This window comes from Bacillus sp. 17RED48 (genome assembly GCF_019837545.1).
GTDB lineage: Bacteria > Bacillota > Bacilli > Bacillales > Bacillaceae_G > Bacillus_A > Bacillus_A wiedmannii.
In genome coordinates this window covers 70,076-92,764 of record NZ_JADAXG010000001.1, presented here as the reverse complement: position 1 = coordinate 92,764, position 22,689 = coordinate 70,076, and the positions used below count along the sequence as shown (strand labels likewise).

The window sequence follows — 22,689 nt, the reverse complement described above, 5'->3', positions numbered from 1 at the left end:
AGGATATTGCTTTATAGTAAAAATAAGATATTTTCAGATAACCGACATAATTCTTTCAAAATATACACACACCTTTGTAACAAGTCCCCCCTATTTAAAACGTTTTTTCACTATAAACTGATTGTAGATAATGTAAAAAAGGAGTGAATATTTATTATGTCCGACGTTCTGTTACTGAGTCGTTTTCAATTTGCAATTACTATTTTTTATCACTTTTTATTTGTACCTTTGACAATCGGACTTGTTATTTTAGTAGCATGTATGGAAACTCAATACGCCCGCACATTGAATCCAACATACCGCAAAATGGCAAATTTCTGGGGTAAATTATTTACAATTAACTTCGTAATGGGGATTATAACTGGGATTACGATGGAATTCCAATTTGGAACAAACTGGTCTGAGTACTCCAAATATATGGGAGATATTTTCGGATCACCTCTCGCAATCGAAGCACTCGTTGCCTTCTTCTTAGAATCTACTTTCATGGGAATATGGTTATTCGGTAAAGACAAAATTTCACCAAAGTTCCGTGCCTTCTGTATGTGGATGGTTGCACTTGGAACAAATATTTCCGCCCTTTGGATTATTACAGCAAACGGCTTTATGCAAAACCCTGTTGGCTACGTCGTACGTAACGGCCGCGCTGAATTAAATGATTTCTGGGCACTTGTGACAAATCCATATGCTTGGAACATGTTCTTCCATACTGTAATTGGTTGTTATATCGTTGGTGCTTTCTTCGTTATGGCAATTAGTGCCTATCATTTATTACGCAAAAATGAAGTTGAATTCTTCAAAAAATCATTTAAGTTTGGTTTAATGTTAGGTTTATTCGCTGCAACTGTTACACCGTTTATGGGTCATCAGTCTGGTGTATCAGCAGCTAAATATCAACCAGCAAAAGGAGCTGCGATGGAAGCGGTTTGGGAAACTGGAAAAGGACAAGGCTTCTCGATTGTTCAAATTCCTGATGTGAAAAACGAAAAGAACTTTGAATTCCTTACGATTCCGAAACTAGGGAGTTTCTTCTATACAAACTCATTTGATGGCGAAATTGTTGGTTTAAAGGATATCCCGAAAGATGAACGTCCAAATGTTAACCTCGTGTACTATAGCTTCCGCTTAATGGTTGCACTTGGTATGTTCTTTATGGCATTAACTTGGTACGGTTTCTACTTAAACCGAAAAGGAAAACTAGAAAACTCAAAACGTTATTTAAAAATCACAATATGGTCGGTCTTACTACCATATATCGCAATTAACGCTGGTTGGATTGTTGCCGAAGTAGGTCGTCAACCATGGACAGTTTATAAACTAATGCGTACAGCAGAATCTGTATCACCTATATCTGTTCCACAAATTTGGTTCTCATTAATTAGTTTAATCTTGTTCTATACTTTACTTTTAATCGCAGACGTATACTTAATGCTAAAGTTCGCGAAAAAAGGACCAGCAGCATTAGAAGAACCTGCTACTGAAGGAGGTGCAGCTCATGTCTCATGATATGCTTGCAATCATCTGGTTTGGTTTATGGGGCGTGATTTGGACAGTTTACTTCATTCTTGATGGGTATGCACTTGGTAACGGAATGATTTTTCCTTTCGTTGCGAAAGACCGACAAGAACGAAATCAATTACAAGAAGCAATTGGCCCATTCTGGGGTGGTAATGAAGTATGGTTAATTACAGCTGGTGGCGCAACATTTGCTGCCTTCCCAGTCACGTATGCAAATATGTTTAGTTATTTATATACACCACTATTTTTAGTATTACTCGCACTGTTTGCTCGTGCTGCTGGACTTGAATTTATGCATAAAGACGATTCACCAATTTGGCAAAAAACTTGTAAATGGGCATTTACAATTGGTAGTTTCCTAATCGCCTTCTTATTCGGAGTTACGTTCGCTAACCTTTATTACGGACTACAAATCGGAAAAAATGGCTATGAAGGAAATTTACTTAGCTTATTAAATCATTACGGTATTTTAGGAGGTCTGTTCTTCACAGCTATATTCGTCGTATCTGGTGCCCTTTGGGTTATAATTAAAACGACTGGTGAAGTATCTGATCGTGCTTATAAAATCGCAAGACCATTTTCAATGGCAGCTGCTATTATTTTAGCTATTTTCTATGTAGCAACTGCAAATCGTACAAATTTATTCCAAAACTTCACAGAATATCCTGTACTATTCATTCTGCCAGTACTTGCAATGTTAATGAGTGTACTCGCACTTATTATGGTGTACAAACATAAAATCGGTCTTGCATTCACATTCGTTTGCTTAACAATCGCAATGTTTATGACAACTGGATTTGCAGGTATGTTCCCAAGAATGTTGCCATCTCGTATTAACGACGCTTATAGTACAACGTTATATAACGCAGCTGGTAGTCAATTAAACTTAAAAATTATGTTCTTCGTTGCAATGGTTATGGTACCAATTGTTATTGGATATCAACTTTGGAGCTACAGTATCTTTAAAAATAAAATTCATAAGGACTCTGCTAAAGGGTATCACTAAAATAAAAAAGACACTTCGTTTGAAGTGCCTTTTTTGTACGTATGATTTTTGATAAGATGTTATATTTCCAATCTAACAACTATAATACAGAAGAATCATGAACAGCTCACAGCTAGATTGTAGCACAGGGCAAGTTCATCATTTTATGCAATTTTACATATTTATCTATAAAGTAAACTGTATTCCTTGATCGTTCGCATCGCTATCCCTTACATCTGCTGTACTAATACCACTAAATGTTTGTACTTTTTTTCCTGTATTCGATGATCCTGATCCATTATAAGCTTTCGTTTTTTCAATCGGCTGCACGTTATATTTATCTCCTAAATTAATCGTTCCGTTACAGTTTTCAATAATAACGCCTTCCACAACTGATGGCATTTTGTCACCTACTTTCATTTCGTTACTTTTATTTTATGAGAATCGCCTAAAAAAATAGCATGTACAAATAAGAAAAAGCACTCAGACTGAGTGCTTTTTCTTATTTCCCTTTTTTATTTCTTTCACAAGCAATTCCATCGCCATCACGATCTAAATGCTTACCATAATACGGACTCTCTCTTGTAATATCATAATATCCAGCATCGTTTGCTTCTTTACAATTAGCAAAGCGTTTCGGATCCGGTTTTACTTCAGGCTTCACTTCTGGTTGTGGTTGTTTTGCTCCTGGTCTTTCTTCAAATGGTAACGTTGCATTATATAAGAACTGAACGTATTGCTCACGACTTACATGCATTTTAGGTGCGAATTTACCATCACCAGTTCCAGCCGTAATATAATTTGATTTTATTGCAGTAATCGCAGGATTCGCCCATCCATTTCTATCTACATCCGGGAAATTATGATCCCCTCTTATTTGCAATTGGAATCCCCTTGTCAAAATTTGTGCCATTTCTTCACGAGTTAACGAATCTTTCGGTCTAAATTTTCCTGTGTTATCTCCAACGAATACACCCATCTCTGTTAAAGCAAGAATCTCTTTTTTAAACATAGTTGAACGATCCGTAACATCTTTATACGGATTGTTATACTGTTCTTTTACTGTCGGTTTTAAATGACGGAACATAAGAGCTGCAACTTGCTCACGTGTTACATCATCACCAAATCCAAAAATCCCATTTCCGTATCCAGCAACAACGTTTTTATTTGCTAAATCCATAATTGCTTTATAAGACCAATGATTGTTTGGAACATCTTTAAAATCTGCACTTGCCTGTGCTGTTCCAATTGAAGTAAATGCTGTAGTTGCAACAATTGCACCTGTTAAAATTAATTTTTTAAATCCCATATTTGAGTCTCCTTCTCTTTCCTATAATAATCATTTAACAATATAACAAATTATTCTAATATATTTTGTCACATTATGTCGAACACAAAAAAGAATCCAGCAGGATTCTTTTTTGCTAAGCATGAATGGCAATTTTGGAGACAGTTGACTTCTTCAAAAATTTATTAGGGGTAATATTTTGAAAAAGAAAGCCTTTCATATGTAGGTTAACACCACTGGAATATATAGTAAATTGATAATGTTTATACGGAAGATTGCTAATGTTTAGTATAGATAGTTTCCACTATGTAAACAGTAGAAACTATCTATACTAAACAACAAAAAGGCGTCTTCAAAGAAGACACCTTTCATAAACAGACACTATAAAACAGAATTATTTATTGTTATACGATTGTTAGATACAAAAAGTAGAGGGAAATGTTTGTAAGAAATTCTGCTTTATATAGTCTGCCTACCACTTATATTTTAATCCTCTTCATTTGAAAATAAATATAATATGCATAATTACATGAAAAAAAGAAAAGACACTCCATAGAGTGCCTTTTCAACCATTTTACTTTTAATATATCGCCTTACATACATTTTAACATATGTATCCATACATTTTATTGAGAAAATTCAAAATCATTTTTCCTTTCATTTTTAATTATAAAATCATGTAATATAAAAGGTATGTCAAATTCTTTTACAAATTGAGGTGTACTATATTTATGTATTTTGGAATCATTCCTCTTATATTGTTTATTATTTTTCTTATCTCATATTTAAAAGATCCACGAAAAATAATAAATGGCTTTTTATTTAATGCCTTTTTCTGTTCATTTCTATTATTTTGCGCTATAGCCTCATATGAGTCTGGTAGTAACTCTTTACATTTTATCGTTATTATTCCCATGTTAGCGCTAATTGTAATGATACCTTTTGCTATAGTCGCTTTAATGTTTGGACTATTTCTTAATGCAAAAATTTTAATGCAACGTGAAGGAAGACGCTTCACAAACTCTTTAACTTTAATTGCTGCTTTAGGGATTTTATTCTTTATTATGCTCGCTATCATAAATCCAGCAAATTTATTCTCAGAGCATTTTCAATTTATTTTTACTGCGATTTCGCTTATAACTATGTATTTCTTTGTACATTTGTCTAACTTCTTAAGCGCATATTTTTTATATCAATTCAATAGACCAAGACGTAATCAAGATTTCATCATCGTTCTTGGTAGTGGCTTAATTAATGATAAAGTACCACCTTTACTTGCAAGTCGTATTAATAAAGCAATCGACTTTTATTGGAAACAAGCCTCTGTAAATACACCACCAACAATCATTTTCTCTGGTGGACAGGGTCCAGATGAAGGTCTTCCTGAAGCAGAAGCAATGCAAAAATATGCTGTTGAAAAAGGAATTCCGTTTGAACATACAGTACAGGAAAATCGCTCTGTCAACACATATCAAAACATGTCGTTCTCTAAAGAAATTATGGATTCTTTAAAACCAGAAGGTAAGTATAGAAGTATCTTTACAACGAACAACTTCCATCTTTTCCGCGCTGGTATATATGCAAGACAAGCTGGTCTTAATAGCCAGGGAATTGGATCAAAAACAGCATTTTATTACTGGCCTAACGCAATGATTCGTGAATATGTCGCAATTGTTGTAATAGGACGTAAGCGCCATATGAAAGTGTGCGGGACTATTTTAGGTTTCGCTTTATTCCTAACAGTCCTTAGTTTTATTGTTTCTTAACATTCTCCCATCCTTTCATAAGGATGGGATTTCTTATACTTATTTCAAAAATATTTTAAAGATAATATGGTGATAATATTCCCTGCATACATCCATTAAAGGAGAAATTTTTCACATTAAATGTTAAAATGAAATTTAGGTGTGAATTACGTAACAAATAAGAAACTAGTTTGAAACGAGGAAATTACATGGAGAAAATTATCAAAAACAAGCCCAATAAGCTAAAAATCGCTTCAAAAGCTTTGATGATTATTATTGGGGCATTTATCACAGCATACGGATTAGAAGCGGTATTAATTCCAAATAACGTATCAGACGGTGGTGTGACTGGTTTAAGTATCGTTAGTTCAAGATTATTTGGATTGCCATTAGGAGCTCTAATCGCAGTTATTAACATTCCTTTCGTTTGGTTAGGATATAAACAAATAGGTAAAAGCTTTGCAATTTATTCTATTATCGGGATTGCTTCATTAGCAATAGGTACCGTTGTTATGCATGGAATACCTACTATTATTGAAGGCGATACACTACTCGTTACAGTTGTTGGTGGTATTATTATCGGTTTCGGTATGGGACTAGCATTACGTAACGGCGGCGCATTAGATGGAATCGATATGCTAGCTGTATTACTTTCTCGTAAGTTACCTTTTGGAACAAGTGACCTTATTTTATTCTTAAACATGTTCGTATTTATTTTCGTATCAACAGTATTCGGTCTTCAAGGAGCTATCCTTTCGGCAATTGCTTACTTTATCGCTTCGAAAGTCATTCATATCGTTGAAGTTGGTTTAAGTGGTTCGAAAACATTTAAAATCATCACGAAAGAACCTGAATTAATGGTAGAAACAATTCGTGATCGTTTAGGCCGAAGCGCAACGTATAACGAAGTATACGGTGGTTATTCAAGAGAGAAATTTAAAGAAATTTCTTGTGTAATTAACCGTTTAGAAGAAAGTAAAATGAAGGATTTGATTAATGAAATCGATCCAAATGCCTTTATTACAGTTTATGACGTAGCAGAAGTAAAAGGCGGTAACTTTAAGAAACGTGATATTCATTAATCATTATGAATAAAGAGGGTGTGCCAACAATTTGGCACACCCTCTTCTTATTATTAAGTTGCGGTCGATATATTCTAATAATCGCTCATATATTTTTACTCTCCCCATCTTCTTCCTCTCTTAATCCATGCTACGTATTTTTGAAAGGCGGGCACTTCTTGTTGAAAACGAAGCGGAACATATAGAAAGAGAGTACATGTACATAGTATCCATAGAATACCTACTACAAAGTGAAATTTCATCGTTGTGCTAATAAATAAACTGAGGAATAAGACGAGGAACATAATCAAACTAAACCTTATATATAGTCATAATAATCTCCTCCTTATAACTTAATTGTATCAGCTACAAGGAATTAATTTCCATAATAAAAAGACCGAAAAGCAAATTCTACTTTTCGATCTTTTTAACTATCTTCGCTTCGTAATCTTTCCTGAACCACCGACCCTCGTTTTCGGGGGAGATGTATTCCTTGGCGGCGTTTTAATAGATGATTTCGGCTTCACATCTGATCCGCTCGAGCCACCTGGTGTTTTTGTAATTTTCCCTTTGCTTCCAGTAGAAGGCGGAGGTGTACTACTTCCTTTTTTCGTAATACTTCCTGTATCTCCTACGGAAGGTTTCGAATCTACATTATCGCCTCGCTTAATGATAGATCCTTTCCCTTCCTTCGTAATTGGAGGCGGGGTTTTCTTTTCTTCTTTCGTAGGCGGTCTCTCTGGAATAACCGGTTTATGATTTTGTCTGTCATTATATCCGCGATAATCACCGTATGATGATTTTCGTGAACCGAATATATCGTTTAAAATACTCCCCATAATATATCCTTGCAGGAAGGATGGTTGGTAATTTTGACGGACAAATTCTTTATTACTTATTTCAATTAACGTATCAGAAGGTTTCTCTTTATCCTTTTGCAGGTTATAAATCTTATCAGAATAAACGAGGAACATTTGATTTTCGTCTTCTTTAGATGCTTGCTTCGGTTCTCTTTCATTAATGAGTTCCTTTGCGACTTCAGGAACTGACCGATTGGCGGCCCTATACACGTAAGATTCTTGTTTACCTTCTTTTGCGACAGATTCTAGCGGATAACGATCTTGAATCGACTTTGTCTGTCCGCCTTGACAACCTGATAAGGCATATCCAGCAACAACAAGTAATAGAACGATAGCAAGTATAGGGATCGCGAACGATTTAATCATGGTAAACAATCGGTTTGACATGATTACGCCCCCTTACGTTGCTCTTATAATTTGTACATCAGCAGGAATAATTGCTTCTCCCTCATACATCATTGTGCGACCATTTTGCCATTCAATACGTAATAATTTTCGGTTATCTGATTGGAATTCCCATACGTACTGTTCCTCTGAAGCAGAGAATGGTGTTTTCCCCATCACAACAACACGTCCGTTATATTGCTCTTCCATATGGTACTCTGTATCATCCATTTCAATTGTCGTCGGAACTTCATCAATTGAATCTAAACGACCATCGATTGGTGTATATAATTTGTAATACGTATTTTCACGATCTTCAATTTTTAAATAACGAATATCTTTCCCATCTTGCAGTGTTAAAACAATTTCTTTACGAGAATGCATACTCGTTTTCCCAGTTAATTCGTACATGACTAATGAAACTTCAATCATATCGCCAGGAGCTAACGTTAACAAACTTTTCTCTGGTTTCGGCGGCTCTGGGCTCTTCATTATATTTTTAATTCGTTTAAATAAACTCATGATTTACCCCTCCTTCTCTCTTTATAAACAAGCACCTAAAATAAGTGCACCAACGATATGTAATGATCCGGCCAACATCGCATGTGCAACACTGCCTTCTTTCGTACCTTCTTCTAAATCTAAACCAGACATTTTCTTTAACACAAATTCAATAAACATTTCTACTACTAATAAAATAACGAAAGAAACTGCTGATGCAAGTAGTGCTTGCCATAAGTCGTTTGCTTTCGTTATGGATTGAGATAAAATGTACCCTTGCGCGAATAATTTCATAACGAAACGAGTTGTTACAGCTGTATTCCCATTCTTTATTTCTTTTAAATCATTGTATTTAGTAAAAATTGAATCAACCCACATAATTGCAAATAAAAGTACTGCACTTGCTCCAGTCCATACAAGCATGGCTAACACATTTGTCCATGTCATTGCAAAACCTCCTCTAAAAAGTAATAGAAAACCGACATGAATTCTCTTCAGACATGTCGGTTTCTTTGTCTATTCTATATTATTTCTCATACTGCTTCATAATACGAGCTAATTCATCGTCAACAGCAGAATTTTTATTTAAGCTTGCGAATTCATCATCTAGTGACTTTTCTTTTTTATAAACTTCGCCACTTGCTTCTGCTTCAGCCTCTAATTGAAGAGCTTTCTCTTCCATACGGCTTAAACCAGCTTTTGCTGAGTTTGAATCAAATCCAGACATCGCCTGATTAATATTCTTTTGTGCTTTCGCCGCATTTACACGTGCTACAAGTGTTTCACGTTTATTTTTCAGCTCTGTTAATTGCTTACGCATTTCTTCTAGCTTCAGGCGAAGATTATCAGCAGCAGCTTTATTTTGCTCATAGCTTGCTTTATATTCATTCATCTTTTGCTCTGCATTTTGTTTTTCTTCAAGAGCACGACGCGCAAGGTCAAGATTGCTTGCTTGAACAGCCATATGAGCTTGCTCTTCACGTTTTTTCACAAGTGCTTCTTGCTCTTCAAATAATATTTTGAATTTCTTCTCAAGTGCAATTTGAGCTGCTACACTTTTCTCAGCTTCTTGTACATCCGCTTGCATATCGCGTAAATATTGATCCGTCATCTTAACTGGATCTTCCGCTTTTTCAATTAATGAATATACATTCGACATTGTTAAATCTCGTAATCGTTTAAATACAGACATTCTAATTCCTCCTATGACTTACCTCATATTTCAAATTCACTACTTGGAAAACTGAAAAATCTCCCTTAACAGTAAAGAATATTCATTTTTACAGCCTATGTGTTTATTATAACAAAACTAATATGTCCTTACATGTTATTTCCAAAATACAGCCAATATAATATGACATTCTAGATAAAACATTGTATTCCTAATATATTCTCATTAACCCTCTTCAGAATTGACTTATTTTTATACACTTTCACTAAATTACATTATTGTAATTTTACTGTAAGCTAACTCGATAGTTACGTTGCAATATTTCTTATACACTAATACCAGCAGCAACGAACAAGCTTCTCATCATTTCAGAACTAATACAAAAATGTATTTACTATAAAACATATAAAAGGAGAAATCATCATGAAAAAATTAGTAGGAATCGGATTAGCAGCAGCAATTTCACTTGGAGCATTATCAGGTTGTTCTTTATTAGGAGAAAAAGCGAACGGATTAGTATTATACGGATCAGAAGAGCAAGTTCAAAAAATTACAGATCAAAATAAGAAAGAAGTAAAAGAAAAAGACTTTTATAAAATGAAAATGGCAACATTAGAGGGTAAAAAAGTACTTGTAATGGATAAGAAAACTGGTGATGAACTTGTTAAGAAAGAACTACTTAAAAAAGTTGATAAAAATGATGATACAAAGGCAATCGATAAATTACCAGCTGTAACAGAAGAAGAAGGCGTGCTGTTTGCAAAAGAGAAAGTAGAAAATGCTACGCTTGATGGAGCAAAATTAAAATATGAAGGCAACACAATTATCGGTGATGGCCGTTCTTATGCAGATATGTTTGCTATCGTTGATGATGCAACATATGTAAATGTAAAAGGTGAAGAAAAATCTGTAGGTATTTTGAAATTTGATAAAGACCCAAGCAAAGAGCTACCTGGAGCAAATGGAGTAGAAGCTTCTCAACTTGTAAAAATTAAAAAATAACAAAAAAAAGCTTTGCGAAATTCGCAAAGCTTTTTTTGTTATTTGTGAGCAATTTGCTCCATATCCGGACTACAAGTTTGCGACTGACATGACTTATTTAAAGAACATGCTGCGCATTTTCCCTTTTTACTTCTCTTTACAAAATTAACTAACGTGTATGCTGCATAACCAAAAATGATAGCTCCAATTATAATATTGACCATCACTCTAATACATCTCCTTCTAGAATCCGAGTAAGGATCCAACTTGGTATATAATGAGCGTTAATACATAAGCAACGACGAGCGGATACACGACAGAGAAAATCGTCCACTTCGTTGACCCTGTTTCACGTTTAATAACGGCTACTGTCGCTAAACATGGAACATATAATAAAATAAAGAACATAAATGCATATGCTGATAACGCAGTATAATGTGCTCCCATAACATTTCCTAGCACATCTTCTTTCACCGCATAAATAATTGCCATTGTAGAAACGACAACTTCTTTCGCTAAAAATCCTGTTAAAAGAGATGCTGCCGCTTGCCATGTTCCAAAGCCGAGCGGTGCAAATAGTGGTGCGATAAACCCACCAATCATCGCTAAGTAACTGTCTCCCATATCAACACCAAATCCTGATGGACCTGCATAGTTTAATAACCAAATGACAACAGAACCACCGAAGATGAATGTACCTGCTTTACGAACAAATCCTTTCCCTTTCTCCCACGTGCTTAACCATAACGTTTTCGCTTGTGGCACGCGGTAAGGAGGGAGTTCGATGACGAAAATAGATTTTTCTGCTTTTAAAATAGTAAGTGACATGATTTTTGTAACGAGTAATGCAAGAACAATACCTGCAACATATAAAGAAAACACAACAGTTGCCTGACTATGAGGGAAGAATACTCCCGCAAATAATGCATATACAGGTAAACGCGCTGAACAAGACATAAATGGTGTTACAAGAACTGTAAGTAAACGTTCTTTTTCTTGTTCAATCGTTCTCGCTGCCATAATACCTGGAACATTACATCCAAAACCGATAATCATCGGAATGAATGCTTTTCCGTTTAAACCGAAGAACTCCATAATTCGATCCATAACAACTGCAATTCGCGCCATATATCCTGAGTCTTCTAATAATGAAATGAAAAAGAATAGTGCAAAGATTTGTGGAACGAATACTAATACCGCACCAACACCAGCAATAATACCTTCTGTAACGAGTGCTTGAATAAAATCAGAAGCCCCAACACTTGTGAGCCCAGCCGTCACCCAATCCGTAAGCTGTCCACCAAAAAAGCCATCTAACATATCGGATAAAGGTGTACCAATCCACGTAAACGTAACCTGAAAAATAAAAAACATAACTGCTAAAAAGATTGGAAGTCCTAAAATTTTATGCGTAATTAGTCTATCAATTTTTTCCGAAAAAGGAATTTTTCCTTCTTTCTCATGCTTCATAACATTTGTTTTTAACTTTTCAATATACGCTTCACGAGTTTTGTAAATGTGCTCTTCCAACGTACAATCAAGTTTTCCTTCTAAGCGAGATCGAATGGCTACAAGTTCCTTATAAATTGGTAATGCTTTCATTTCTTTTTCTACTACTTCGTTATTGCTTAAAAATTGAAGAGCTAACCACCTTGGGTGCTTATAATTCGCTGTCTCTAAAAGAGCTATTACCTCTCCAATACCTTCATCCATTTGTACACCATATGAAATAATGAATGGTTTTTTCTCGTTTTTGTCATTTTCTTTAAGAGTCGCAAGTAGTTCTTCACAGCCTTTTCCACTTCTTGCAACGACAGGAACGACTGTTACACCTAATAGTTCTGATAATCGTTTTACATCAATTACAATGCCTCGTTGCTTTGCCACATCGACCATATTTAATCCAATCGAAACCGGCTTTCCAAATTCAAGTAATTGCAACGTTAAATGCATATTTCTCTCGAATTGCGAAGAATCCACTATATTTAACATATGATGAAATTCGTCTGTTAGTAGAAAATTCGTAACGACACCTTCATCACGCGAAACTGGATTCAAATCATAAACACCCGGTAAATCAATTAATGTTCCTTGCTTATCTTTTAATTTACCAACCTTCTTTTCTACTGTTACACCGCTCCAGTTTCCTACATACTCATAAGAACCAGTAAGTGCATTAAATAATGATGTCTTCCCTGTATTTGGATTCCCTAGCAAAGCTACCTTATTCACGCTAATTCCACCTTTATCATTTTCGCGTCACAATGACGAATACTAATTAACTGTCCACGACACTCCAATGTACAAGGACCTTTGAACATCGTCTTTTGCTTCATGCGAAGTTCACTTCCTTCAGAAAGACCGAAAGCAGCCAATCTTCTCTTTAGTAAATGATTTAAAGACTGAACACTTTTTACTAGCACTTTCTCACCGATTTTAATATCTACTAAGCTCATAACCTTCCCCCTCAAAAGAGAATGATAATTATTTTCAGAAAAATTATAGCACACTCTATTTCTCTTGTACTATACCCTTTTGCTTCATATTTATTAACATTTCACTACAATTCTATTTCAATAATTGTCATACTACATTCATTTGCCATTCTCATCCATTTCGCTTACAATAAACAATAGCAAATAAAGAATCTCGTTATCACTGGGGGAGCCATGCCGCTGAGAGGGAACACTTCGTTCCGACCCTTCGAACCTGTTAGTTAATGCTAACGCAGGGATTGTGCAAACGTCCGAAATACATACCTCTTTTTTATTTACGTATTTCGTATCCTCCTATGATATCTATTCTTTTTTGTACAACTTGGATTTAGGGGGAGACAACATGCGTAACACCAATTTACAAGCGATGATCGAATCTGCTATTCTTGCAGCCTTCGCCTTGGTCATCGACATTTTTCCATTATTATCAATCAAACTTTCAACAGGTGGTTCCATTTCATTCGCTATGATTCCTATTTTTATTATCGCATACCGCTGGGGCTTCAAAATGGCTTTCTTAGGAGGCTTAATTTGGGGATTATTACAAATTGTCGTAGGCGATGCCATTATTGTCACACCAATTCAAGTACTAATTGAATACTTCGTTGCTTTCGCATTCATTGGATTTGCTGGTTTATTCTATCGTCCAATTCAAAAGGCACTTTTAACTTCTAATGAAAATAACGCAGAACAATCCAGTTTAGGTAGCCGTAAAGAAAAACCTTCTTCAAAACAAAACGCAGGAAAGAAAGTTATTGGTTACATTATTCTTGCTACATTTGTTGGTAGCTTTGCTCGCTACTTCTGTCACTTTATCGCCGGTATTATTTTTTGGGGACAATATGCACCGAAAGGTCAATCAGCTGTTCTATATTCATTAATCGTAAATGGTAGCACAATGATTGGTTCCTATATTTTATGTACCGTTTTACTTATCTTTTTATTTCTTACTTCACCACGCTTATTCAAGAGCATCAATGCTTATCAAATAAATTCAAACAAAAAGAGCGCTTAATGAGCGCTCTTTTTTCATATCGTAATATCAATTAAAAATACAATAAATGCACAAAAGAAAATAAATACCATTATACTTAGCCACTTGCTATGCACGGTTCATCGACTCCTTACATAACCTCATTTTCTATCCAAAGTATACTGTTTAAAAATAAAGATTAGGTAAAGATAATATGAAAATAAATTAAAAAAAGCGTAGCATGTACCATCTACGCTTTTTTTGGTAAGTAGAAGTAAAATAATACACCGTCTTCTGTATTCTTTACCCCATATTCAGCATCGTGTAGTTCTAAAATATTTTTAGAAATAGCTAGCCCAAGACCCGTTCCACCTTGTGAACGCTGACGAGCTGCATCCACGCGATAAAAACGGTCCCAAATTTTATCTAATTGTTCTTCTTCAATGTGAGTACCTTTATTTTCAATACACACTTTTATACGATCCTGCTCATCTATTGTGGAAATCATAATATCCTCTTTATTTGGTGTATAACGTATGGCATTCGTAATGAAGTTTACGATGACTTGTTCAATCCGACTTTGATTTGCCATCACTTCAACTGAACATATATTTTTATGCACACGAAGTTTTTTTTTCTCTATGTCCACAGAAAGGTATTCACATATATCTTCAATTACTGAATCAATATAAAATAAACCCTTTTTCATTTTATATGTACCTGACTCAAATTTAGCTAACTCAAGCATATCCAAAATTAAAGTATCCATTTTATCTACTTCTCGTTCCATCGCCTGAAAATAGTACTCTTTTTTATGTTCAGCTACTCCATCTTTTAAAATAGAAATACAGCTTTTCATAATACTCAGCGGTGTTTTCAATTCATGCGACACACCAGAAATAAATTCTTTCCGCGTATTTTCTAACTTTCTTTCCTTTTCAATATCTTGTTCTAGCTGTCCAATATGCGAATGGAGCTTATTAGATAATACATTAATATTTTTCGATAAATCACCAATTTCATCTTTTGAAGTAATCGGTATTTGTTCTGTGAAATCTAAGTGTGCTATTTTCTTCGTCGTATCATTTATTTTTAATAACGGCTTTGCAATTTGTTTTGAATAATAAAACGAAGCTAGAAAAATGAGAACGACTACAAATGCAATGATGTAAATGTAGTAATCTTGCACCATTTGTACTGCTTCATCTACAGGCTGTAAAGAAGCCATTGCATAAATATATGTTACTGATCCGTCTTTTTCTTTTATTGGCTTAATTAATAATTTATATTTTATATCATTCTTTTCATCGTCCATTGTTTGTGTTGTATATTGTATGTGTTTGTTCTCTTTTAATAATAAATCAGTTTGAAAAACCTTAATATTATCTAAAAATATGCTATTTTTATAAATTGGATTCACAGGACCGTTTACATCTGGTAACTGTACTTTTGTAACACGTCCTCCTATGTAAAAATCTGGTTCTTGGGCAGCTTGCTCCTGAACGGCCGGCCTCTTCTCCTTAACAACTTGTTCCCCGACTGCTTTCTTTTTCTCCTCATATAATTTACTCATTTTCTCATTAAATGCTTTTTCTAACGGTTTATTAGATCCGCTTAAATTCTGCTTAGATAAAGAAAAAGAGAATGGAATAAAACTATCTTCTTTTCTCACTCCAGAAAAATAAATTTCTTGTCCTAAAAACTGCTCTGATGATTTATTATCAATCTCCTCTATATTGACGAGATTACCTAAGGGAATCTTGAATATTTGTTGTCCAAAGCTCTTTTGTTGCATACGATTTATTGTTACTTCAAAATAAAAATCATCCGCATGTTTTAAATTCCCATTCTGATCTAACGTTGTAATCCACGTATTATTTTCTCTTAAAAAATCTTGCTCCAGCTTCTGAATTCCTTCTGCACTTCCTGCATAATTCAAATAATTCTTCTCAAAAGTATTTAAATTCACTTTAATATCTTCTACTTTTCGATTCGCATAATATTGTTTAAAAAATATCGTTTGTCCAATAAATATCGTCACTAAAATTAACATGCATAATGCTGTTGTGAGGGTAAATAATTTTAGTACAATCCCTTTTCTCATACATTTCCCTCAAATTTATAACCTGTTCGTACTACAGTTGTAATGCACTTTGCTTTCTCTCCTAATTTATTTCTTAAATTACGAATATGACTATTAACCGTTCGATCATCACCAGCAAATTCATATCCCCAAATTCTTGAAATTAATTGTTCCCTTGTTAGTACAATTCCTTGGTTTTTCATGAAATACACTAATATTTCAAACTCCGTATGCGTTAAACTAACATCTGCCTCATCAACAGTAACAGTACGTGACGGAAAATGGACGTGGATGCCATGAATCGATAAAGTATCATCTTCGTTCTCTAAAGGTTTCTTCGATGCTTTTCTACTTTCTAATAATCGTTTCGCTCTTGCTAATAGAATGGGTGGACTATACGGCTTCGTCACATAGTCATCTGCCCCAAGTTCAAAACCAAGTAACGTATCGTCTTCATCTACGCGCGCCGTCAGCATAATAATAGGCACCTCAGACGTCTTCCTAATTCTTCGGCAAACAGACCATCCATCGAGTTCTGGCAACATAATATCTAAAATAACTAAATCAACCTCTTCTTCCTCAAATACAACTAAAGCTTCTTTCCCATCTCTTGCTTCAAACACTACATATTGCTCGCTCAAAAAATAATCTTTTAATATTTCACGCAAAATATCTTCATCTTCCACAATTAAAATGTTTTTTGACATAACTTATGTATCCCCCTTCCGTTTTCAGAAACTATCACTTCATTCTGAATAACTAGCCGTTAACTTCGCCTCGATAATATATCTATCTGGTGCATCACCTATATAATCAAATGGATAGCAAGTCGTTAGTGTTAATATCGGTTCTTCTTTTTTTATAATAACAGTACGATCATCCGCATGGGTAATCCATATCTTTTGAATTTCGTATGTGTAAGTTTTATTATCATACTCTAAAACAAGAGTGTCTTTTTCTTTTAACTCTCCTAAATCTGTAAATACAGTATCCCGGTGTCCACTCAGTACAGTATGTCCCCCTCCAGATGGCGTTGTCGTTAAATCACTAACGAACATTCCAACTCCTTTCTTCAACGTTGCATCATCCGCTCCCCAGTATATAGAAAACTTCTTCTTTATTTTCGGTATATGTAACAGTGCTACCTTTTCTCCTTCTTTATGTTCTGTTTGAGAAGAAGGCACTTGGGAAGTCACAGCTGTTTCATGAGAAAGTTTATTATGTTGTATATTGTTAAGACTCTTTATTTCTTCTTTCGTCAATTGTTGAGCAGAGCTTTTTCCTTTATACCATTCCATAGCGTAATATGCTCCCGTGAATAGCCCTATGGCCATCAATATGATACCGATATAATTGAGTAACTTCATGTTCATCCCTCCATGTCAAAAATGGTAGGAATAACCTACCATTTTTAATATATGAAATTATTCCATTCTTTATAGGACAATATTTTATTTACGCCTTAACTTTATTGCGACGATTCAAACCAAATAATGTCCCTATCCCTACAAGACATGCGCTTAATGCCATCATTGCTACATTATTGGATGCTGTGTTTGGTAATTTTTCACCTTGTACAGCTGGCTTCGCTACTTCTTTTTTTACCGCACCATTTTTTTGTTGTACTTGTGCCGCTTCTTTTTTTGCCATATCATTTTTTAACTGTTCTTGCGCTATTCTCTTTTTCTCTTCTTCACTCTTTTGCTGTTCCTTAATCGCTGCTTCTTTTTTCGCTTTATCTTGCTGCAGTTGCGCCGCTTCTTCCTTTGTTACTGTTCCAGTATCTGCGCTTGCTACTGAAGAATATCCCACTGTTAAAAGTGCCATTGCACAAATTGGTAATAGTTTCTTTTTCATTTTATTTCTCTCCTTTTATACGTTTTACATCACTTCGCATCGGATGTATCACTAGCATAAGCAAGAGATATAAATATAAAATGCAGATGAAATATATTTCATTTAAAGATTTCATTGTAGAAAAATAAAAAAACATCGCAATATATACGATGTTTTTTCGGGTGTGTGTCTCAATATTTACATGTTACTTTCGCGTGATTTAGAAGTAGAATGGGCCGGAGCGATAACTAATTGTCTCGGCTCAGTTTTCTTTAAGTGATTTTTGACGTTACACTTACGACGTTGAACAACCCACGCTTTAATAGGGTTTGTCAAAATAATCTTTTGCTCTTCATTAGGGGCCTCTTCTTCAAACCTACAACTCTCGCTCCATTTATTCCATTTCATTGTAAATTTAGAAGAAGAATGATCGTCTTCTCGATCAAACAAGTGCAAAAAATCCATTTCGCCAGCTAGCATTACGGTGTTGCTAGTTGCTAAAAAAGAAAAGGTCGTCCAACGTTTCTCCATGCCCTCCTACTCCTTTTTCACATATAGAGTGCCTAAAACTTAATTTACCTAAAATATGCTTGCCTTTTACCTTACACCTATAGTTTATCCAAAACACTACTATGCAACTATCGATTTGCCTTACAACTACCTTACATTTTTGTAAGAAACAAAAAACCTTCACTCTCTATACGTGAAGGTTTCTCATTTCTCATCTATATGATCTTTCATATGATCGACTCCAGCTTCTTGCAGCTGTGACATCATACCGTGGGAAATTGCGCCTAATACTAAAGCCATTCCAATTAGTGAAATCCGAATCGCTGGTACATCAATTATGTAAGCCAAACTGCCAAGAACAATTGTTAAAAACAATGCTTTTATAAATGTTGCACTTGTATACTCTTTCTTTCTCATCATAATCACCCTTTTGGAAGCGTTTTCTTTATGTGATTAGTATATCATATCATCTGATTATTTTGTGGAGATTTCTGTAAAAAACTTATATCTTCTTTGACTTTTCCCTTTCTTTCCTTTACAGTCGAAATGTTCACAAGTTTTACACTGTAGGAGGACTCCAATGAATATTGAAATAAAAGACACTTTAATTTCTGAAGAAAAATTACAAGAAAAAGTAAAAGAACTAGCACTTCAAATCGAACGTGACTTTGAAGGAGAAGAAATCATAGTAATCGCTGTATTAAAAGGATCTTTCGTATTCGCTGCCGATTTAATTCGTCACATTAAAAATGATGTAACAATTGACTTTATTTCTGCATCTAGCTACGGAAATCAAACAGAAACAACTGGAAAAGTAAAACTATTAAAAGATATCGATGTAAACATTACTGGAAAAAACGTAATTGTCGTAGAAGACATTATCGATTCTGGTTTAACACTTCACTTCTTAAAAGATCACTTCTTTATGCATAAACCGAAAGCATTAAAATTCTGTACGTTACTTGATAAACCTGAGCGTCGTAAAGTGGACTTAAAAGCTGAATATGTTGGCTTCCAAATTCCAGACGAATTTATCGTTGGATACGGTATCGACTGCGCAGAAAAATATCGTAACTTACCATTTATCGCTTCAGTTGTAACGGAATAATATAATAGAATAAACTTCCATCAATTACTGGTGGAAGTTTATTTTCTATCACGATTCGTAAAAGACAAAGGGAGAGAATAAAAATGACAAAGACAAAATTTGAAAAAGTACTCCTCATCGTAAATCCAAAAGCAGGGCAAGGCGATTTACATACGAACTTAACGAAAATTGTACCACCTCTTGCGGCAGCTTTTCCTGACTTACATATCCTTCATACGAAAAAGCAAGGTGATGCAACAAAATATTGCCAAGAGTTTGCTAGTAAAGTAGATTTAATTATCGTCTTTGGTGGTGACGGCACTGTATTTGAATGCACAAATGGCTTAGCACCTCTTGAAACTAGACCTACACTTGCCATCATTCCAGGCGGAACTTGCAACGACTTCTCTCGCACACTTGGCGTTCCGCAAAACATCGCAGAAGCAGCAAAACTTATTACACAAGGACATGTAAAACCAGTTGACGTCGCAAAAGCAAATGACCTACACTTCTTAAACTTCTGGGGCATTGGACTTGTCTCTGAAGTATCAAACAATATCGATGCGGAAGAGAAAGCAAAGCTTGGGAAAATTGGTTACTATTTAAGCACCATTCGAACTGTCAAAAATGCTGAAACATTCCCCGTAAAAATTACGTACGACGGACAAGTATATGAAGACGAAGCCGTCCTTGTTATGGTTGGAAACGGTGAATATCTTGGCGGTATCCCGTCCTTTATTCCGAACGTAAAGTGCGACGACGGAACACTTGATATTTTCGTTGTAAAATCAACAGGCATTCAAGCGTTTAAAGATTATATCGGAAAGAAACTATTTGAAGACTCAAATGAAAATGACATCTTCCACGTAAAAGCGAAATCCATTCATATTGAAACCGAAGAAGAAAAAGAAGTAGATACAGATGGAGAAAGCTCGCTTCATACACCTTGTCATATTGAACTATTACAAGGACACTTTACGATGATTTATAATCCTGCGATTGTATAATATAAAAAGACGAGCTAAAGTTCCAACACTTCGGCTCGTCTTTTTATTAGCAATTCATTTTGATTTACTCTTTAATTTTTAATATAAATTTTCGTAATCAAACTCCACCCAATTTTTCCAGTGCGTATTAGAATCCTTATTCACAATAACACTTGGATCTTTCTTCTCTATTGCAGCGGCTACTGATTGGAAGAATTCAATTTCACTAGAGTATAACATAGACATATTTGTTTGCGACATTCTAATAATATTGCTAAAAAAATAGCAAAGTTTCCTGTTTGCATGCCCTAGTTCTTTTTAGATACAATGAAGGAAAGAAGGAACCTGACACAAGGGAGAGGAAAAGCTGTGTTCAGCCAACAATTAGTTAATTTACGCATTGATTTTGCATTTAAACAATTGTTTGGTACGAATGGTAGTGAAGATATTCTAATTGCATTTTTAAACGCTATGTTACAAAAGTCTTTAGATTCACCCATTACTTCTCTACAACTAGAAGATCCGCATTTACATCGGGAATATGAAGAGGATAAGTTATCTATTTTAGATATTTCAGCGACATTAAACACAGGAACAAAAGTAAATGTAGAAATACAGCTCAATAATAATCACGATATGATGAAACGTAGTTTATCCCGCATTAACGAGCAGTAAGACCCCCACCTCAAAATTCAGCGGAAGCAAAGAAGTTAGGTAGGGAATCAACTGCCCGTAAAAGTCCGATCGGTTCAACTAATAATCAGTGGGGGAAATTATATACATCTCAATTACAAAAAGGTATGCCTTACAGTTCGCTTCATAAAACCATCACCATTAATTTATTGAACTTTATAATGTTCTCAGACCACAAAGAATTTCATACAACGGGCACATTATGGAATACACAACAACAGAAACTCTTGAGTGATGACATAGAAATTCACATTATAGAAATTCCAAAGTTAACAAAACAATGGCATGAAGAAAAAGTAAATCCGTGGAAAGATCCATTTGTTCGTTGGCTTTTATTGCTTTCAGCAAATGAGGATGAACACTTAACTAAAACATTGGAGGATATTGCTATGAACCAAGACCCTATTTTACAAAAAGCAATAAACAAGTGGGAACGTATGAGTCAAGATTCCTCTTTCCGCCAATCCTATGACGCAAGAGAGAAAGTTTTAATGGATGAAGCAGCAAAATTCGCCCACGCAGAGACAGAAGGAATAAAAAGAGGAATGGAACAAGGAATGAAACGAGGGCTTAAAAAAGGGCTTGAGTTGTTTCAAGCTCTTTTTATCCACTTTCCTCGATATCATCCAATTTAGTCTTATAACATTCATTACACTCTAGCATAGTAGGAAGAATCCCTCTTTCATCAGCTAATAACACCCTCAAAACTTCTCGATCTATCTCTACGAAATACTTCATAATAATGGGATATCCTTCAATAATATTCGTATACTCAATTCCTTGTTCAAACTTTTTTCCGCTCTTTATTTCTTCTATTTTCAACATAAAAAATCCGAAACCATACAAAATGATTTCGGATTTCCTATAGTTAAAATATTAAATTACATTTCGAACAAAAAGGAGCGGAATTGCCTCTCCTAATTTTCCCATCACATTTTGGACAATATACATATCGCTCTTCTATCTTTTCTCGCTCTATCATATGTAAAGATACTATTCTCATACTACACATAAATCCAATTAAAATAAGACTAACAATGAGTAACATCACTCTCGCCCCCCTCACTAAACTTTACCATAAAACAACAAAACCGATTCCCACATTGAGAATCGGTTTTATACTTATAATCCTAACTTCATCTTCGCTCCATTAGGAATTTTATCTATCGTTACTTGCACTTTATCATATAAGAACTTACCTCTCGTAAGCACATGCCAGTATGAATCTTTCGGTAATTCATCTACTCCGTCAATTGTAACTTCTTTTTCCTTACCATTTTCATCATAAGCTTTCACTTTATATTCACGACCTTTATTTCCATCTAATTCTTTACCATCGTTATCAATTATTGCATAATGGTGCTCTATATCAAGAAATGGATTCATTCTATCAATCGCAGCACTCCCATTTAATAAATATGCCGCTCCTGCGACGATAACAAGTAATGATCCAAAAATAAATCTTTTCATCTATATTCGGCCTTTCATTATGTTTTCTTTAAGATGTTTCTAAGTATAGAGCGTATTTCTTA

At 34.8% G+C, this 22,689-nt stretch carries 28 protein-coding genes, 2 pseudogenes and 1 riboswitch; of the genes and pseudogenes, 10 read left to right on the top strand and 20 right to left on the bottom strand.

The genetic code is table 11. From position 1 onward, the window contains the following. Positions 1-156: 156 nt before the first annotated feature. Together cydA and cydB are read left to right on the top strand one after the other, a co-directional pair. Complete coding sequence (gene cydA, locus ILT06_RS00490) at positions 157-1,506, top strand: cytochrome ubiquinol oxidase subunit I (RefSeq protein ID WP_046956116.1); 1,350 nt, start codon at positions 157-159, stop codon at positions 1,504-1,506. Further along, on the top strand, positions 1,496-2,524 hold the full coding sequence (gene cydB / locus ILT06_RS00485) for a cytochrome d ubiquinol oxidase subunit II (RefSeq protein WP_098110794.1): 1,029 nt from the start codon (positions 1,496-1,498) through the stop codon (positions 2,522-2,524). Before cydA ends, cydB begins: the two co-directional genes overlap by 11 nt. A 165-nt stretch (positions 2,525-2,689) precedes the next feature. Here the strand turns inward: cydB and ILT06_RS00480 are convergent, their stop codons facing one another. Further along, complete coding sequence (locus ILT06_RS00480; protein ID WP_033657613.1) at positions 2,690-2,923, bottom strand: spore germination protein; 234 nt, start codon at positions 2,921-2,923, stop codon at positions 2,690-2,692. 82 nt (positions 2,924-3,005) lie between these two features. After that, positions 3,006-3,812: an S-layer homology domain-containing protein gene (locus ILT06_RS00475; protein ID WP_064474479.1), complete on the bottom strand. Its 807-nt coding sequence runs from the start codon at positions 3,810-3,812 to the stop codon at positions 3,006-3,008. A 710-nt stretch (positions 3,813-4,522) separates the two neighbouring features. Here ILT06_RS00475 and ILT06_RS00470 point away from each other — a divergent pair. Together ILT06_RS00470 and ILT06_RS00465 are read left to right on the top strand one after the other, a co-directional pair. Then, positions 4,523-5,557, top strand: a complete 1,035-nt coding sequence (locus tag ILT06_RS00470) for a YdcF family protein (protein ID WP_000273522.1) — start codon at positions 4,523-4,525, stop codon at positions 5,555-5,557. Positions 5,558-5,745: 188 nt separating this feature from the next. Next, positions 5,746-6,618 carry a YitT family protein gene (locus tag ILT06_RS00465; protein ID WP_000411242.1) on the top strand — a complete coding sequence of 291 codons (873 nt, stop codon included), beginning with the start codon at positions 5,746-5,748 and terminating at the stop codon, positions 6,616-6,618. A gap of 95 nt (positions 6,619-6,713) precedes the next feature. Here ILT06_RS00465 and ILT06_RS00460 read toward each other — a convergent pair whose 3' ends face one another. From ILT06_RS00460 to ILT06_RS00440, 5 genes are all read right to left on the bottom strand, one after another. After that, positions 6,714-6,902, bottom strand: a complete 189-nt coding sequence (locus ILT06_RS00460) for a hypothetical protein (protein WP_064475077.1) — start codon at positions 6,900-6,902, stop codon at positions 6,714-6,716. A gap of 126 nt (positions 6,903-7,028) precedes the next feature. Next, positions 7,029-7,844: a DUF4247 domain-containing protein gene (locus ILT06_RS00455; protein WP_000071177.1), complete on the bottom strand. Its 816-nt coding sequence runs from the start codon at positions 7,842-7,844 to the stop codon at positions 7,029-7,031. A gap of 12 nt (positions 7,845-7,856) precedes the next feature. After that, positions 7,857-8,363, bottom strand: a complete 507-nt coding sequence (locus ILT06_RS00450) for a DUF4178 domain-containing protein (RefSeq protein ID WP_000051753.1) — start codon at positions 8,361-8,363, stop codon at positions 7,857-7,859. Positions 8,364-8,384: 21 nt separating this feature from the next. Next, positions 8,385-8,789, bottom strand: a complete 405-nt coding sequence (locus ILT06_RS00445) for a DUF350 domain-containing protein (protein WP_000220323.1) — start codon at positions 8,787-8,789, stop codon at positions 8,385-8,387. A gap of 79 nt (positions 8,790-8,868) precedes the next feature. Further along, positions 8,869-9,534, bottom strand: coding sequence for a PspA/IM30 family protein (locus ILT06_RS00440; RefSeq protein ID WP_000110287.1), 666 nt, complete (start codon positions 9,532-9,534; stop codon positions 8,869-8,871). Between the two features lie 402 nt (positions 9,535-9,936). On the opposite strand from ILT06_RS00440, the gene ILT06_RS00435 reads away from it, so the two are divergent. After that, positions 9,937-10,515, top strand: coding sequence for a lipoprotein BA_5634 family protein (locus ILT06_RS00435; protein ID WP_064474478.1), 579 nt, complete (start codon positions 9,937-9,939; stop codon positions 10,513-10,515). A 38-nt stretch (positions 10,516-10,553) separates the two neighbouring features. Here the strand turns inward: ILT06_RS00435 and ILT06_RS00430 are convergent, their stop codons facing one another. The 3 genes from ILT06_RS00430 to ILT06_RS00420 are packed head-to-tail and all read right to left on the bottom strand — an operon-like array spanning position 10,554 to position 12,950. Continuing rightward, positions 10,554-10,721: a FeoB-associated Cys-rich membrane protein gene (locus ILT06_RS00430; RefSeq protein WP_000989597.1), complete on the bottom strand. Its 168-nt coding sequence runs from the start codon at positions 10,719-10,721 to the stop codon at positions 10,554-10,556. A gap of 16 nt (positions 10,722-10,737) precedes the next feature. Next, positions 10,738-12,726, bottom strand: coding sequence for a ferrous iron transport protein B (gene feoB, locus ILT06_RS00425; RefSeq protein ID WP_064474477.1), 1,989 nt, complete (start codon positions 12,724-12,726; stop codon positions 10,738-10,740). Continuing rightward, a complete protein-coding gene (locus ILT06_RS00420) occupies positions 12,723-12,950 on the bottom strand; it encodes a FeoA family protein (protein WP_064474476.1) in 228 nt (75 codons plus the stop codon). Before ILT06_RS00420 ends, feoB begins: the two co-directional genes overlap by 4 nt. A 194-nt stretch (positions 12,951-13,144) precedes the next feature. After that, a riboswitch (TPP riboswitch) is annotated at positions 13,145-13,246 on the top strand. Positions 13,247-13,332: 86 nt separating this feature from the next. Here ILT06_RS00420 and ILT06_RS00415 point away from each other — a divergent pair. Beyond that, entirely contained in the window at positions 13,333-14,004 is a 672-nt protein-coding gene (locus ILT06_RS00415; protein ID WP_088047679.1) for an energy-coupled thiamine transporter ThiT, read from the top strand. A 208-nt stretch (positions 14,005-14,212) separates the two neighbouring features. Here the strand turns inward: ILT06_RS00415 and ILT06_RS00410 are convergent, their stop codons facing one another. The 6 genes from ILT06_RS00410 to ILT06_RS00385 all read right to left on the bottom strand — a co-directional run bounded on the left by ILT06_RS00410 (position 14,213) and on the right by ILT06_RS00385 (position 18,811). Beyond that, positions 14,213-16,066, bottom strand: a complete 1,854-nt coding sequence (locus ILT06_RS00410) for a sensor histidine kinase (RefSeq protein ID WP_222654761.1) — start codon at positions 16,064-16,066, stop codon at positions 14,213-14,215. Next, positions 16,063-16,752, bottom strand: coding sequence for a response regulator transcription factor (locus tag ILT06_RS00405; protein WP_064474474.1), 690 nt, complete (start codon positions 16,750-16,752; stop codon positions 16,063-16,065). Before ILT06_RS00405 ends, ILT06_RS00410 begins: the two co-directional genes overlap by 4 nt. Positions 16,753-16,791: 39 nt before the next feature. Beyond that, complete coding sequence (locus ILT06_RS00400; RefSeq protein WP_064474473.1) at positions 16,792-17,412, bottom strand: class D sortase; 621 nt, start codon at positions 17,410-17,412, stop codon at positions 16,792-16,794. An 88-nt stretch (positions 17,413-17,500) separates the two neighbouring features. Next, positions 17,501-17,902, bottom strand: a complete 402-nt coding sequence (locus tag ILT06_RS00395) for an LPXTG cell wall anchor domain-containing protein (RefSeq protein WP_064474472.1) — start codon at positions 17,900-17,902, stop codon at positions 17,501-17,503. Positions 17,903-18,079: 177 nt separating this feature from the next. Beyond that, positions 18,080-18,412 (bottom strand): hypothetical protein, encoded by a 333-nt coding sequence (locus tag ILT06_RS00390; protein ID WP_000415592.1) that lies wholly within the window; start codon positions 18,410-18,412, stop codon positions 18,080-18,082. A 183-nt stretch (positions 18,413-18,595) separates the two neighbouring features. Next, on the bottom strand, positions 18,596-18,811 hold the full coding sequence (locus tag ILT06_RS00385) for a hypothetical protein (RefSeq protein WP_098101765.1): 216 nt from the start codon (positions 18,809-18,811) through the stop codon (positions 18,596-18,598). 160 nt (positions 18,812-18,971) lie between these two features. Between ILT06_RS00385 and hpt the strand changes: the two genes are divergently transcribed. Continuing rightward, the gene (hpt, locus tag ILT06_RS00380) at positions 18,972-19,499 is read left to right on the top strand and encodes a hypoxanthine phosphoribosyltransferase (RefSeq protein WP_064469199.1); all 528 of its coding nucleotides are present in this window, start codon (positions 18,972-18,974) and stop codon (positions 19,497-19,499) included. An 83-nt stretch (positions 19,500-19,582) separates the two neighbouring features. Next, positions 19,583-20,485, top strand: coding sequence for a diacylglycerol/lipid kinase family protein (locus ILT06_RS00375; RefSeq protein ID WP_064474471.1), 903 nt, complete (start codon positions 19,583-19,585; stop codon positions 20,483-20,485). Between the two features lie 78 nt (positions 20,486-20,563). Here ILT06_RS00375 and ILT06_RS00370 read toward each other — a convergent pair whose 3' ends face one another. Further along, complete coding sequence (locus ILT06_RS00370; RefSeq protein ID WP_218923805.1) at positions 20,564-20,710, bottom strand: DUF7003 family protein; 147 nt, start codon at positions 20,708-20,710, stop codon at positions 20,564-20,566. A 123-nt stretch (positions 20,711-20,833) separates the two neighbouring features. Here ILT06_RS00370 and ILT06_RS00365 point away from each other — a divergent pair. Further along, a pseudogene (locus ILT06_RS00365) lies at positions 20,834-21,118 on the top strand (Rpn family recombination-promoting nuclease/putative transposase); the annotation flags it as partial. Between the two features lie 107 nt (positions 21,119-21,225). Beyond that, positions 21,226-21,744 (top strand): annotated as a pseudogene (locus tag ILT06_RS00360) (Rpn family recombination-promoting nuclease/putative transposase); the annotation flags it as partial. Positions 21,745-21,760: 16 nt separating this feature from the next. Here ILT06_RS00360 and ILT06_RS00355 read toward each other — a convergent pair. The 3 genes from ILT06_RS00355 to ILT06_RS00345 form a co-directional block, all read right to left on the bottom strand. Then, positions 21,761-21,982, bottom strand: a complete 222-nt coding sequence (locus ILT06_RS00355) for a hypothetical protein (RefSeq protein ID WP_098101804.1) — start codon at positions 21,980-21,982, stop codon at positions 21,761-21,763. 43 nt (positions 21,983-22,025) lie between these two features. Then, positions 22,026-22,205, bottom strand: a complete 180-nt coding sequence (locus tag ILT06_RS00350; protein WP_000924667.1) for a hypothetical protein — start codon at positions 22,203-22,205, stop codon at positions 22,026-22,028. Positions 22,206-22,279: 74 nt separating this feature from the next. Beyond that, entirely contained in the window at positions 22,280-22,627 is a 348-nt protein-coding gene (locus tag ILT06_RS00345; RefSeq protein ID WP_064474469.1) for a YxeA family protein, read from the bottom strand. Positions 22,628-22,689 lie beyond the last annotated feature (62 nt).